General features: G+C 52.7%; 11 protein-coding genes. 7 read left to right on the top strand and 4 right to left on the bottom strand.

Annotated features, from left to right (window positions below; translation table 11 throughout):
* Positions 1-15 precede the first annotated feature (15 nt).
* The gene (locus ACSF8X_RS03415; protein WP_500850709.1) at positions 16-582 is read right to left on the bottom strand and encodes an FxsA family protein; all 567 of its coding nucleotides are present in this window, start codon (positions 580-582) and stop codon (positions 16-18) included.
* A gap of 458 nt (positions 583-1,040) precedes the next feature.
* Here ACSF8X_RS03415 and aspA point away from each other — a divergent pair, with 458 nt between their 5' ends.
* From aspA to ACSF8X_RS03395, 4 genes are all read left to right on the top strand, one after another.
* Complete coding sequence (gene aspA / locus ACSF8X_RS03410; RefSeq protein ID WP_047878379.1) at positions 1,041-2,504, top strand: aspartate ammonia-lyase; 1,464 nt, start codon at positions 1,041-1,043, stop codon at positions 2,502-2,504.
* Between the two features lie 102 nt (positions 2,505-2,606).
* Entirely contained in the window at positions 2,607-3,914 is a 1,308-nt protein-coding gene (locus ACSF8X_RS03405) for an anaerobic C4-dicarboxylate transporter (protein ID WP_047878380.1), read from the top strand.
* Between the two features lie 708 nt (positions 3,915-4,622).
* Positions 4,623-5,513, top strand: coding sequence for a LysR family transcriptional regulator (locus ACSF8X_RS03400; RefSeq protein ID WP_240478280.1), 891 nt, complete (start codon positions 4,623-4,625; stop codon positions 5,511-5,513).
* A gap of 143 nt (positions 5,514-5,656) precedes the next feature.
* Positions 5,657-7,543 carry a protein-disulfide reductase DsbD gene (locus ACSF8X_RS03395; RefSeq protein ID WP_500850708.1) on the top strand — a complete coding sequence of 629 codons (1,887 nt, stop codon included), beginning with the start codon at positions 5,657-5,659 and terminating at the stop codon, positions 7,541-7,543.
* Positions 7,544-7,614: 71 nt separating this feature from the next.
* On the opposite strand, the gene ACSF8X_RS03390 is transcribed toward ACSF8X_RS03395, so the two are convergent.
* Positions 7,615-8,754, bottom strand: coding sequence for a membrane-associated sensor domain-containing protein (locus ACSF8X_RS03390; RefSeq protein ID WP_500850707.1), 1,140 nt, complete (start codon positions 8,752-8,754; stop codon positions 7,615-7,617).
* A gap of 179 nt (positions 8,755-8,933) precedes the next feature.
* Between ACSF8X_RS03390 and ACSF8X_RS03385 the strand changes: the two genes are divergently transcribed.
* The 3 genes from ACSF8X_RS03385 (at position 8,934) to ACSF8X_RS03375 (ending at position 11,765) form a co-directional block, all read left to right on the top strand.
* Positions 8,934-9,569, top strand: a complete 636-nt coding sequence (locus ACSF8X_RS03385) for a response regulator (RefSeq protein WP_500850706.1) — start codon at positions 8,934-8,936, stop codon at positions 9,567-9,569.
* 215 nt (positions 9,570-9,784) lie between these two features.
* Entirely contained in the window at positions 9,785-10,051 is a 267-nt protein-coding gene (locus ACSF8X_RS03380; protein ID WP_500850705.1) for a DUF4212 domain-containing protein, read from the top strand.
* A 10-nt stretch (positions 10,052-10,061) separates the two neighbouring features.
* Positions 10,062-11,765, top strand: coding sequence for a sodium:solute symporter family protein (locus tag ACSF8X_RS03375; RefSeq protein ID WP_500850704.1), 1,704 nt, complete (start codon positions 10,062-10,064; stop codon positions 11,763-11,765).
* A 121-nt stretch (positions 11,766-11,886) separates the two neighbouring features.
* On the opposite strand, the gene ACSF8X_RS03370 is transcribed toward ACSF8X_RS03375, so the two are convergent.
* Both ACSF8X_RS03370 and parM read right to left on the bottom strand, forming a co-directional pair.
* Positions 11,887-12,687, bottom strand: a complete 801-nt coding sequence (locus tag ACSF8X_RS03370; RefSeq protein WP_047878386.1) for a hypothetical protein — start codon at positions 12,685-12,687, stop codon at positions 11,887-11,889.
* The gene (gene parM / locus ACSF8X_RS03365; protein ID WP_500850703.1) at positions 12,680-13,711 is read right to left on the bottom strand and encodes a plasmid segregation protein ParM domain-containing protein; all 1,032 of its coding nucleotides are present in this window, start codon (positions 13,709-13,711) and stop codon (positions 12,680-12,682) included. The genes ACSF8X_RS03370 and parM overlap by 8 nt, the downstream gene beginning before the upstream one ends.
* Between the last annotated feature and the right edge of the window lie 132 nt (positions 13,712-13,843).

The following is a 13,843-nucleotide window of genomic DNA, read 5'->3' as shown; positions in this document are numbered from 1 at the left end:
ACAATTTTTGGCTAATCAATGTAAGCGGGGATTGTCATCATTGTTATTGTCTCGCTTACGATCGTCATCCTTGCGTTCGAATTCACCATCAAACACATCGCCACCACGATCCTTTCCATTATCATGTCCAGAATGGCGGAATGGATCTGAATCATACGGTTCCTGCCCGCCAAATCCCTGCTGATTGCCAAATCCAGCACTGAAACCATTTCCAGATGCCATCCCCTGAACCTTGACTCGGCTCATCAACTGCTTGGCCAACCAGGCCCGCGGCGCTGGCAGCAACACCGCCATACCCATCGCATCGGTCATGAAGCCCGGTGTCAGCAGCAGCACACCGGCAACCGCCAGCATCACCCCTTCAACGATCTGCTGAGCGGGCAACTCCCCTTGCTGCAAGCGGTTTTGCACCGACAGCAAGGTTGCGATCCCCTGACTGCGCACCAAAGATGCCCCGACTACCGCCGTCACCAATACCAAGCCTACTGTCGGCCAAAGCCCAAGAAATCCGCCGACCTGTATGAACAGGGCGATTTCGACAATCGGCACAACAATAAACATAAACAGTAAAATCGGAAACACGGTTTTCCCCTTGCAGTTTGAAATATAACGGCCAGCGCTGTAGCACAATTCCTCGTTGCTACATAACACCGAACCTCGTTTAGTAATAATGGGAGCAAAAAGGCCATTTTCAACTTTGCTCTATAAGCATATATCGTAACCAACCGTTACTATAGCCCCCTCAGCACCCATACAACATTCACTTCACATATTGTCATAATTGGTCATTTTTCAATATAAACAGGCCGCGGATTATTAACAGAATTTGTGAGAGAGATCTCATTACAGTGTAAATGTTTTCAGTGTGCTTCAAAAAGTGATCTGGGTTATGTTTTTACCCCTAAAGGGGAGTATTATCGGCCTCATACAATAGGTGTCAGGTACGATCATCTAGCCAAACTCTCTGCGGAATGGATTCTAAGGTTACAGAATTGGCTCTATATATGAATTTTATTAGCAGATTCCACTAAGGCTACGTTATGTCTCAGATGATTGATATTGAAAAGAATGAAGCAATGGTAAACAACGTTGCAACCCGTATCGAAGAAGACCTACTAGGTGAGCGTCACGTTCCTGCAGACGCATACTGGGGTGTTCACACTCTTCGCGCTGTTGAAAACTTCAACATCTCTAAGACGACTATTTCTGATGTACCAGAATTCGTTCGTGGTATGGTTTTCACTAAGAAAGCCGCTGCGATGGCTAACAAAGAGCTAGGCGCAATCCCATCAGAAGTTGGCGAGTTCATCATCAAAGCGTGTGATGTGATCCTTGAAACAGGCAAGTGCATGGATCAATTCCCATCAGACGTTTACCAAGGCGGTGCTGGTACTTCTGTAAACATGAATACCAACGAAGTTATCGCTAACCTTGCACTAGAGCTTATGGGCAAGGAAAAAGGCGAATACGACATCGTCAACCCTAACGACCACGTTAACAAGTCTCAGTCTACTAACTGTGCTTACCCAACAGGTTTCCGCGTTGCTGTATACAACAGCATCATGACTATGCTTGAGTCACTGGAATACCTAAAAGAAGGTTTCGAAGCGAAGAGCGTTGAGTTCGCAGACATCCTGAAAATGGGCCGTACCCAGCTACAGGACGCTGTACCAATGACTGTTGGTCAGGAATTCCGTGCGTTCGCGGTTCTTCTAAAAGAAGAAATCAAAAACCTTCAGTACACTGCACAGCTTCTGCTTGAAGTTAACCTAGGTGCAACTGCGATCGGTACTGGTCTGAACGCGGCAACAGGTTACCAAGAGCTAGCAGTTCAGCGTCTAGCTGAAGTAACTGGCCTTCCTTGCGTACCAGCAGAAGACCTAATCGAAGCAACCTCTGACTGTGGTGCTTACGTAATGGTTCACGGCGCGCTTAAGCGTACTGCAGTGAAACTATCTAAGATCTGTAATGACCTACGTCTGCTTTCTTCTGGCCCACGTGCGGGTCTGAACGAAATCAACCTACCTGAAATGCAAGCGGGTTCTTCAATCATGCCTGCAAAAGTTAACCCAGTTGTTCCAGAAGTGGTTAACCAGGTTTGCTTCAAGGTTATCGGTAACGACACAACCATCACTTTCGCAGCAGAAGCTGGTCAGCTTCAGTTGAACGTAATGGAGCCAGTAATCGGTCAGGCACTATTCGAGTCAATCGACCTGCTGAAGAACGCATGTATTAACCTTCGCGACAAGTGCATCGACGGTATCACAGTGAACAAAGAAGTTTGCGAAAGCTTCGTGTTCAACTCTATCGGTATCGTAACTTACCTGAACCCGTTCATCGGCCACCACGAAGGTGACATCGTAGGTAAGATCTGTGCTGAAACAGGTAAGAGCGTACGTGAAGTTGTCCTAGAGCGCGGTCTACTGACCGAAGAGCAGCTAGATGACATCTTCTCTGTTCAGAACCTAATGCACCCAGAATATAAAGCGAAGCGTTACAACTAATAAGTAACGACAAACCCGGCGGATTTTCAGGATGAAGATCCGCCATTTTTTGCTACAGATTTCCCATTTTATATTTATTAACTTTAAAGACAGGACAATCATATGGTTGGAATAGAACTCTTAGTCGTTCTCGCGTTCATTTTCCTTGGCGCACGAATCGGCGGTATCGGTATTGGTCTGGCAGGTGGCGCCGGTGTTATCGTGCTTTCCCTTATTTTGGGCATGCCAACAAGCCAAAGCTACATCCCTATCGACGTAATCCTTATCATCATGTCTGTAATCACCGCAATCGCTGCCATGCAGGTCGCCGGTGGTATGGACTGGCTGGTTGAACTAGCCGAGAACTTCCTGCGTAAAAACCCTAAACATATCACTTTCTACGCACCTATCGTGACTTACCTGATGACCCTAATGGCAGGTACTGGCCACACTGCATTCTCAACACTTCCAGTTATCGCTGAAGTAGCCAAAGAGCAAGGCATCCGTCCTTCTCGTCCACTGTCTATTGCCGTGGTTGCTTCACAAATCGCGATTACAGCATCGCCTATCTCCGCTGCGGTTGTTTTCTTCTCAGGCATTCTTGAACCGCTCGGAGTGGGCTACCTAACGCTACTTGCTATCTGTATCCCAACAACTTTCGCTGCTTGTATGGTTGGTGCTTTCGTTGCTAACTTCCTAGGCTGTGAACTAAAAGACGATCCAGTTTACCAAGAGCGTCTGGCAAAAGGCCTAATCAAACTACAAGGTACAACCAAGCGTGAAATCCCTGCTTCTGCAAAGAAAGCAACCTTCATCTTCTTGGCTGCTATCGTGATTGTTGTTGCTTACGCAGCGGCTATCTCAAGCTCTATTGGCCTAATCGAAAACCCAGCCCTAGGCCGTAACGAAGCAATCATGACATTCATGCTGGCTGCCGCTGCTGCTATCGTATTCACAACTGGCATCGACGCTGCGAAAATCCCATCAGCACCAACGTTCCGCTCTGGTATGACAGCGTGTGTGTGTGTACTGGGTGTGGCATGGCTTGGTTCTACTTTCGTTAACGGCCACGTTGACGGCATCAAAGAAGTTGCGGGCGCTCTACTGAAAGACTACCCGTGGATGCTAGCGATGGTACTGTTCTTTGCCTCTATGCTGCTTTATTCTCAGGGCGCAACAACAACAGCCCTGATGCCTGCGGCACTGGCTATCGGCGTTGCACCACTGACCGCTATCGCATCTTTCGCAGCGGTAAGTGCTCTGTTCGTACTACCAACTTACCCAACACTGCTTGCGGCAGTAGAAATGGACGACACAGGTTCAACCCGTATCGGTAACCTTGTATTCAACCACCCATTCTTCATCCCTGGCGTGGTGACTATCGCAACATCGGTTATTCTTGGTTTCGTTGTTGGTGGCATGATTCTATAAGCCACCGCAAGAACCTCAAAGGCTGCCTCAGGGCAGCCTTTTTCATATATATATAGAAGACAGATAAAGTTATCTGGCCTCACAGCTTCCAGTACCGACTCTAACAGAGCAAGTTAGGCATCCTCTTTGCTATTCTTTGCAATCAGATAGCACTGATGTAACTGTATGTTCTTAAGGGGAGCTGCTTTATTTTTCTCTATCCGCCAAGCATCCTTCCTTCCCCTAAAACAGTTAAAGAAATAGCGTAGGGGATATAGGATTTAGCCAGTAATATCTGGAGCCAGACAGAATGTAAGTACACGCTTACATTCAATGGCAAAGCAATTATCGCGGGTGAGAACGAACGGTACTGCAAACTGGTAGGGGCTCAATACGAATACGCCCATACGAGGCACGCAAGAGGCCTTGGTGATAAACACCCAAAAACAAAGAATAGAGAATGAAGGAGTGGTTCAGGAAGCGAACCATAAAGATAGGTAAACTTGAAAATAACTGTCTCCGCCCCGTCCTAGGGCGAAGACAAGAACAAATATGGATTCCAACATATTTGCCCTGTCCGGAGCAATCGTCAATCCCAACGAGTGAACCGGTATCATGTCTCTTTTTTGCTACAGAGCAGGCAAGACAGGAAAGCCTGCCAAAACATAATAGCGGCTGAGACACCGCGGTTATAGAGGTAAAAGCGTTATGCAGCGATGCAAAAATGGTATGAAGTTAGATGACCTGCGCACCCTGATTGCGATTGCCCAACACGGAAGTTTCAGAGCAGCCGCCAGTGCATTGGATATCCCCCCGACAACACTCAGCCGCCGCCTCCAGCGGCTTGAAGACACTCTCGGCAGTCAGTTGGTGATCCGCGACAGCCGCAATGTCTCCCTGACCCCACTCGGCCAGAGCTACACCGACCGCTGCCAGCCATTGCTAAGCGAGCTGGAGGCGGCCACTTCCGAGTTGCACGACAGCAGCCATAGCGATCCACGCGGCGCTCTGCGCATCTCGGCACCGGTTGGGTTGCTGACCTATCGGCTCACCCCGCTGTTCAACCAATTTTTGGCCCAATATCCGGAGATCACCCTGTCGCTGACTCATCTGTCGAACCAGCACCACGACTACAGCCCCGAACAATACGACGTGGTCTTTCGCGTCGGTGAACAGGCTGATTCGAGTTTTGCTGCTGCCTGTATCGGCCAGTCACAGCGTATCTTGGTCGCTAGCCCCGATTATCTGGCTCAATTCGGTGCCCCCTTGCATCCCGACGATCTCAACCAGCATTCCAGGCTGGCCAGCGTGCCCGAATTTGAGTGGGCACTAACTAACAAAGGGCAAAGTGAGACTATCTGGATCAACTCGCCGGTCAGGATGGCTATTGCCGATCTCAACAGCATCAAGCAGGCTGCCATTCATAGGCTCGGTATTGCTTGCCTCCCCAACTATGTAGTCACCGATGCCCTAGCAAGCGGCCAGCTCACCACCATGATGGAGCAATGGCATTCGCCGCCGCGCCCTATCTATATGCTCTACCAGCGAATGGGCTATCTCCCCGCCCATATCCGGCTCTTCATCGACTTCATGCGGGATGCCTTCCAACATTCTTCCTGAGTGTTGAAACCAAACCCATCAAAGCACGGTCTCACCGAGTATAGTGATAGGTATACCCATTGCTGCTATGATGCGCGGCAATGGGTCCCTTTTCGTGATACCGCCCGGCGTGTTTCCGGGCACTCAGAGACGAGTCAGTTCCGATGACATTATTACAGCGCCTACACGGCACGGTGCGCCGCACCTTATCCCTACTGGCTACAGTTAGCCTGACAACCTGCCTGCTGCTAACCAGTATGCCGGGCTATACCTTCGACCTGCCCGGCTTTGCCAGCAGCGAGAACCAATTTGTCACTGTCGACGAAGCCTTCGCCTTCAACTTCACCCAGCAGGGCAACCGAGTTTACCTCGACTGGCACATCAAGCCCGGCTACTACCTCTACCAGCACCAGCTGTCTGTCAGTAGCAGCAATGCCACACTGGGCAAGGTAGATATCCCACCGGGTAAGCCCTATAACGACGAATTCTTCGGCAAGGTCAATATCTACACCCAGCCCCTCACTCTGAGTGTACCGATCAATGCGGCAACCAACAGCGACACCCTAACCGTGCGCTATCAAGGCTGTGCCGAGGCCGGCTTCTGCTACCCGCCAGAAGTCCGCCAGATCCCGCTGACCGCCGTAGTCGCTAGCGCCTCAGACCCAGCAGCAGTCCCTGCAACAGTGGTCGCGGCAAGCGCACAGAACGACAATCAGCCATTGTCAGGAAGCACTGAAAAAGTAAGTGCACACAAACCCAATGCCACGGTCAATCCCCCACTATCTGAGCAGGATGAGCTTGCCAGCAAGCTGGCTGACCAATGGTGGACGCCGCTGATCTTCCTCGCGCTGGGGATCGGCCTAGCCTTTACCCCCTGTGTCCTGCCGATGTATCCGATCCTCAGCGGTATCGTGCTTGGCAACGGCCAACTCAGCCAAGGCCGCGCTTTCCGCCTTGCCTTCACCTATGTTCAGGGTATGGCCCTGACCTATACCCTGCTTGGCCTGGTCGTGGCATCGGCGGGGATGCAGTTTCAGGCCGCCTTGCAGCATCCGTATATCCTGATCGGCCTGAGCGTACTGTTTGTCGCACTGGCCTTCTCAATGTTCGGTGCCTACACCCTGCAACTGCCAAGCAGCGTCCAGACATGGCTCAATGGGCTGAGCAACAAGCAGCAAGGCGGCAATAGCGGCGGCGTTTTCGCGATGGGGGCGATCTCCGGCTTAGTCTGCTCGCCATGCACCACCGCCCCGCTCTCCGGCGCCCTGATCTATGTCGCCCAGAGCGGTGATCTGCTGACCGGGGCCGTTGCCCTGTACGCCCTTGCCATCGGTATGGGTATCCCGCTGATCTTGGCAGCGATGTTCGGTAATACCCTGCTGCCAAAGGCCGGCAACTGGATGACCCACGTCAAAACCTTCTTCGGTTTCGTCCTTCTTGCCGTCCCGCTGTTCCTGCTAGAGCGTATCCTGCCGCACAACCTGATGCCTTATCTGTGGGCTCTGCTGGGCGTTGCCGCCTTCGGCTGGCTCTACCACGTCAAGCAGACACTGACCGTTTCATGGCGTAGCAGCACCTTGGCCGTCGTGGCCATCGTCGGCTTGTTCCTGTCAGTACAGCCGCTCTACCCGCTGCTGACCGGCAAGAGCACGACAACTACGGAGACCCAGCCAGCCCCGAGTGTCACCTTCAAAACCATCAGCAATATCGACGAGTTGGATCTTGCTCTCGCCGATGCCAAAGCTCAGGGCTTGCCTGTCATGCTAGACTTCTATGCCGACTGGTGCGTGGCCTGCAAGGAATTCGAAAAATACACGTTCCACGACCCGGCTGTTGCCGAAAAGCTGCAACCGTTCGTTTTGCTGCAGGCTGATGTCACCCGCAATACCCCTGCCGATATCGAATTGCTCAAGCAGATGGATGTTCTCGGGCTGCCAACGTTGGAATTCTGGGACACGCAGGGCAACCGTATCAACGGTGCCCGCCTGACAGGCTTCATGGAAGCCGGGCCGTTCCTCGACCATTTGCAAAACCACCAGCTAGCTCAGTAATCGCAAATCGCCTTACAGATATAAAAAAAGCGTCTATCTCTAGACGCTTTTTTTCTGCTATTCTCTGAGTCTTACTGAAGGTTGTGGCTCAAGATGCGCACACAGTCCCCTTCCGCATTCTCTTCGCGCAATGCCTCCAGCGATGTCCGGATCAACTGGCGCACCATCACCTCGCTCATATCAGGCTGCCACTCCAGCACAACGGCTTTCACCGCTACCGGCTTCTTCAATCGCTCGCGAATCGTATGGTCGCAGCTTAGGTGGACCTGATCACTCAGTCGCTCTGCGACGATCTTAGCGCCTTCCTCATTGGTATAAGGCAGTAGCAGGGCAAACTCATCATTGCCCTGACGGGCCAGAAAATCGCGCGGGCGAAACACCCCCCGACGCAAACCGCGACCGATACGGCGCAGCACTTCCTTGGCCTCCTGTTGACCGTAGGTCATACCGTGCTCACGAAGCGGGTCAATATAGAGCGCAACAACCGACAGGGCGGTATTCTGGCGCCGCGCAGACAGCACCTCACGCGAGAGCATCATCGAGAAATGGCGGTCATTTTGCAGGCCGGTCACGTTGTCGATCAATGCAACGTTGGCCAGCTCCAGGCGCAAGCGCTGCTCTTCATAACTGCGCCAAACCGATGAGTGGAACCAGTAAAACAGGTACTCACGCACCACCACCACGATCGTCAGCCTCACCATCGCGGTGAAAAAGACCAAGGGCTGCATACTGCCCGCGACGACCATATCCGACACCATCCAGGCTGCCAGTACTGGCAACACCGCACAATAGGTCGCACTGCGGTAACTGAAAAAGCCGATCACCGCGATAATGGTAAACAAGTCACTGTACAGGGCGACCGACTCATAGCGCCCCCCATAAAGCGGCAGCATAAACAGCGCCGCCCAGCCAAGGCCGAAAATCAGCGCCATGACCGACGATATTACCTGCCAGCGCATCACCGACGGGATAAGATGGCGCAGGCTTGCCAGCAGCAATAGCCCGCCCATCACCGCGCATGCGATAACCTGCACCAGGAGTTTAGCCCCCTCGGGTTCGTATTGGCGCACGGCAAAAACCTCTACTGCCACCAGCACAAATAAAAACAGGAAAGTCAGCGAAACGAGTTTCCATCCTTGTTGTTGGCGATAAAGCTGTTGGTGCTCAAAATAGCTTTGCCCATCCATTTCAGGCGTTAACTGGCGAGGCATACGATGTTAGATCCTACGTAAAAGACAAGAAGTTAAAATTGAACGGCCATTTTACTGCAATCTTGAACCATCAATACGATTATTTTCCTGATGATCCAGCTCAGATCTTAAGTGTTAACAAATTGATCTGCGCAATTGGCAATGATAGTTTGGTAAGAAAAGGATCATGAAGTATCGCCATGGAAGATCAATACACCATCGTCATCGCCGATGACCACCCCTTGTTTCGCAATGCCCTGTTTCAATCCGTCCATATGGCAATTGGCGGCGCCAACCTGCTCGAGGCCGATTCGCTCGATACCCTGCTCGCCTTGCTTGAAAAAGAGCCGGATATCGACCTGCTCCTACTGGATCTGAAAATGCCCGGCGCCAACGGTATGTCTGGGCTGGTTCAGTTGCGCAACCAATACCCCGACCTGCCGGTTGTGGTCGTGTCTGCCAGCGAGGAAACCAGCGTAGTACGCCAGGTTCGCAGCCACGGCGCGTTCGGCTTCATCCCTAAGTCCAGCGATATGCGGGCACTGATTGCTGCCCTTAACCAAGTACTGGACGGCGAGCCGGTCTTTCCCGACGGGCTGGGTGATGACGATACCGAACTCAGCGAGTTGGCCGAACGTATCGCCGCTCTCACCCCGCAACAATACAAGGTACTGAGCATGCTCGCAGACGGCCTGCTCAACAAACAGATCGCGTATGAACTGAATGTCTCAGAGGCCACCATCAAAGCCCATATGACGGCGATTTTCCGTAAGCTCGGGGTAAAAAACCGTACCCAAGCCGTGATCCTGCTACAGCAGATGGATTTTTCCCGCTAGGTAAAAATACCGTTTGGGGCGTTAGACCTTTGGCTAACGGCCACTTTCCCTACCCTGCCATTTTCACCGCTCTGCCTCACAAAAGCCCAGTTCAGGCGGGATATCCCCGCCCCTGCGCTCGACTAAAGTTGCACAGCCTCCTCGCGCAATCATTGTTATGGTTATCTCGTAACATTTCATTAACCTGATATACAGCGACATGAAAGGAGATAACAATGGCGTTTGAATCCAAGGAGCAGGCACAGGCCTACTGGAAAGAAAACCTCGCAACGATGGGCTCATTGCTGGCCATCTGGTTTCTCGTCTCTTTTGGAGCCGGGATCCTGTTCGTCGATCCCCTTAACAGTATTCAATTTGCAGGCTTCAAGCTCGGGTTCTGGTTCTCCCAACAAGGAGCCATCTACACCTTCGTAGCACTGATCTTTGTCTACGTAGTGCGTATGAATGCACTCGACCGTAAGTTCAACGTACAGGAAGACTAAGGGGCAATTAATGGAAATCCAAACGTGGACATTTATCTTGGTAGGCATCACCTTCGCCCTCTACATCGGCATCGCGATCTGGGCCCGGGCCGGCTCAACCAGTGAGTTCTATGTCGCCGGTGGCGGCGTCCATCCGGTCGCCAACGGCATGGCAACCGCTGCCGACTGGATGTCGGCAGCCTCTTTTATTTCTATGGCCGGTATTATCTCGTTTGTCGGTTATGACGGCGGGGTCTACCTGATGGGCTGGACCGGCGGCTATGTATTGCTGGCGCTTTGCCTTGCCCCCTACTTGCGCAAATTCGGCCAGTTCACCGTGCCAGACTTCATCGGTGAGCGCTACTACTCGAAAACAGCGCGTATGGTCGCCGTTTTCTGTGCCATTTTCGTTTCCTTCACTTACGTAGCAGGCCAAATGCGTGGCGTCGGGGTGGTGTTCGCCCGCTTCCTCGAGGTCGACATCAATATGGGGATCATCATCGGGATGGGGATCGTCTTCTTCTACGCCGTTCTCGGCGGCATGAAAGGGATCACCTATACCCAAGTCGCCCAATTCTGCGTCCTCATCTTTGCCTTTCTGGTTCCGGCGATCTTCACCTCGATCATGATCACCGGTAATCCGATCCCACAACTGGGTTTGGGATCCACTATCAGCGGTTCGGAAACCTATGTGCTGGATAAACTCGACGGCCTGACCACCGAGCTTGGCTTTACCGCCTATACCGACGGCTCGAAAAGCATGGTGGATGTCTTCTTCATCTGTGCCGCGCTGATGGTCGGCACCGCCGGCCTGCCACACGTCATCATCCGCTTCTTCACCGTCCCACGCGTGAAAGATGCCCGTATTTCTGCCGGTTGGGCATTGCTGTTTATCTCCATGCTTTACACAACCGCACCGTCGGTCGCCGCCTTTGCCCGAGTCAACATGATCGAAACCATCAACGGGCCAGAGATGCAAGGTGTCGCAGCAAAGCAGGCACCAAGCTGGGTCACCAACTGGGAAAAAACCGGATTGGTCAAATGGGAAGACAAAAACAACGACGGCAAGATGTTCTACTCAGGTGACGAGCGCAACGAAATGGACATCAACCGCGACATCATCGTGCTAGCCAGTCCCGAGCTGGCAAACCTGCCAAACTGGGTCGTCGCCCTACTGGCAGCCGGTGGCCTCGCTGCCGCCCTGTCAACAGCAGCAGGCTTGCTGCTGGTGATCTCAACCTCAATTTCCCATGACTTACTCAAGAAGGGCTTCAAACCGAATATGACCGACAAGCAAGAACTGCTCGCAGCCCGGGTCGGGGCAGCGGTAGCCATTGTCGGTGCCGGCTATCTGGGGATCAATCCGCCGGGCTTTGTGGCACAGGTGGTTGCCTTCTCGTTCGGCTTGGCCGCAGCCTCCTTCTTCCCGGCAATCACCCTCGGGATCTTCTACAAGAAGATGAACAAAGAAGGGGCTATCGCCGGGATGCTGACGGGTATTCTGTTTACCGCCTCGTACATTATCTACTTCAAGTTCATCAACCCGGCAGCCAGCACACCGGATAACTGGTGGTTCGGGATCAGCCCGGAAGGGATCGGAACGCTGGGCATGTGCCTGAACTTCATGGTCTCGATTGTGGTGAACAAATTCACTGCCGAAGTCCCAGATGACGTGCAGGAGATGGTGGAATCCATCCGCTACCCGAAAGGCGCAGGTGAAGCCCATAACCACTAATGGGCCACAGAAAAAATAGCGGAGCCACAGACAAACCATAAACAAAAAACGGAGCCACTGGCTCCGTTTTTTGTCGGTACATTCCTGCTAAGGCACAGCCTTTCGGCAATGCTTCTCGCAATCAGAATAAACCTTTCTTCTTGATCTTGCGTACGTTGGCAATCTGCTCGCTCAGGTTCATCTCCGGCTCGGCAGGGGTTGCGGCCACGGCGGGTGCCGCCACGCCACTGTGCTGCATCGCACGGATCAGCTGGTTCTGGGCAGACAGCAACGCTTTCAGCTCGGCAATTTCGGCCGCCTGACTCTGCGCCTTCAGCTGTGCTGCCATATCCTTCCGGATCTGCTCGCTCAGCTCGGCAACCAAATGACCTTTCATAGAGGTCAGTGCCTGCTCCAGCGCTGCCGGATCCAACTCGGCTGTTGCCGATGCCGGAGCCTGCTGCTGCAACTGTGCCATCGCATCGGTCAGGGTCTCAGCCTGAACCTGTGCCGTCGCACTCACTTGATCACTCACCTCGGCCAACTGCGACATCATGGTCTGTCGCAACTGCACCAACTCCTGCTCGACATCAGCCGAACGCGCCGTACTGGTTGCCGCATCCTGGCCTTTGTTCGGCAAAACCAAGCCGCACATTTCCAGCTTCTGGCCCAAGGTTGCCATCGTCACATTGCTAGGTGACAACACCGTCGCCAACTGGCGCGTCAAAGCCGGGCTCAGCAAGTGCAGAAACAACCCCGAAAGGTAGATATCTTTGTGCTTGTGCAGATTCTCATGCAGGGCCTTGCCCGCACTGGGGTTTTCCACCAGTTGCTTTCGCTCTTCCACCCAGCGCTGCATGATGCTAACCGCATAGCGGTCAGCATCCGAGTTCACAGGATCAAGAAATAGCGAACAATTGACCCGCTTGAGTTGGTTAGTCATCCATAACCTCTACAAGGGCTTCGGGCTCAACGTTCACATCCAGATCTTCAGCATGGTACATGCAAAGCTCGCGGGCCAAGGCCGACTGCGAATCGTTGATCAGCACCACGCGCTCACCCAAGGTTGCATACGCTTCTTTAACCGCAGGGTAAATCAATGGGGCACCGCCACCAACCAGGTAAACACGGTTAGGGTTTTTGGCAAATTTCTTCGCCTCGATAGCAACGGCATTGCCAAGCTCGGCAACCTTGTTCTCGATCTTCGTCAGAATCGCATCGATTTGGGATTCGTCGTTAACCACTTCTTTGACAAATTCCACATCGTGACGGCGCTTGATCAGCTCGTTGGCCACCAAGTAGCTCGCATCACTGTCGGCAGCGGCCAGTACTTTGCGCGCCAAGTCAGTGACCATAGATACGCCAATTTCCTTGTTGCCGTATACCGCAGACACGTCGTCGAACTCGCCGACAACCACGCCCATATCCAGCGTCGTACCGCCGCAGTCAATGACCAGCGAACGGGTGAACTCGTTGCAGTTAGAGTTAAGCAGTGTAGACAGTACCGCCGGTACGCTTTCAGGCATCACCTGCACATCAACAATCTCGAACAGCTCGCCCTTGTTCAGGGAGATCTCGCGCATCAGGTTCTGGCGCTTCTTCTCGATGTTGGCTTCGTCACGCTGGCAATCTTCCGGATCGTAGTACTCGGTAATTGGTAGGGTAACAACCAGTGATACAGGGCATGGCTTCAGACCGGTCTGCAGCAGGGCATGGTGAACTGCCAGCAGATTTAGGTCATCGTACTGGTAATCTACATGGGTGGTTTCCAGCGCCTTGTCCGACGTTGCGTCATAGGTGTACTTGGTCGTGCCAACCGTGTAGTTGTACACCTGCTTGTCGCGGCGCAGGGCCGCGCTCTTCCAATCTTTGCGGAATGAGTTTGGCGACACAACGGTCTTTAGCTGGTTGTTCTCAATCCAGCTTACCTTTACGTTGGTTGAGCCGTCGTCTACTGCGATTGTCAATGCCGATACCGTCATCGTCTACTACTCTCACATTCATTCAGAGCCACAGCCCTGACAATTCATTTATTAATAAAAAAGGTGCTCGCGCGAACCGCCATCGGCCTTCCCACCGTAGCGCATTCTCTATCAAGC

The organism is Photobacterium panuliri (assembly GCF_059920555.1).
Note: the sequence above shows the minus strand (reverse complement) of the source record. Positions and strands in the feature narration are given on the sequence as shown.

Coding starts and splice junctions, on each gene's coding strand:
- ACSF8X_RS03405 (WP_047878380.1), top strand. CDS start 2,607: ATGGTTGGAATAGAACTCTTAGTCGTTCTCGCGTTCATTTTCCTTGGC.
- ACSF8X_RS03370 (WP_047878386.1), bottom strand. CDS start 12,687: ATGACTAACCAACTCAAGCGGGTCAATTGTTCGCTATTTCTTGATCCT.
- aspA (WP_047878379.1), top strand. CDS start 1,041: ATGTCTCAGATGATTGATATTGAAAAGAATGAAGCAATGGTAAACAAC.
- ACSF8X_RS03375 (WP_500850704.1), top strand. CDS start 10,062: ATGGAAATCCAAACGTGGACATTTATCTTGGTAGGCATCACCTTCGCC.
- ACSF8X_RS03385 (WP_500850706.1), top strand. CDS start 8,934: ATGGAAGATCAATACACCATCGTCATCGCCGATGACCACCCCTTGTTT.
- ACSF8X_RS03390 (WP_500850707.1), bottom strand. CDS start 8,754: ATGCCTCGCCAGTTAACGCCTGAAATGGATGGGCAAAGCTATTTTGAG.
- ACSF8X_RS03395 (WP_500850708.1), top strand. CDS start 5,657: ATGACATTATTACAGCGCCTACACGGCACGGTGCGCCGCACCTTATCC.
- ACSF8X_RS03380 (WP_500850705.1), top strand. CDS start 9,785: ATGGCGTTTGAATCCAAGGAGCAGGCACAGGCCTACTGGAAAGAAAAC.
- ACSF8X_RS03400 (WP_240478280.1), top strand. CDS start 4,623: ATGAAGTTAGATGACCTGCGCACCCTGATTGCGATTGCCCAACACGGA.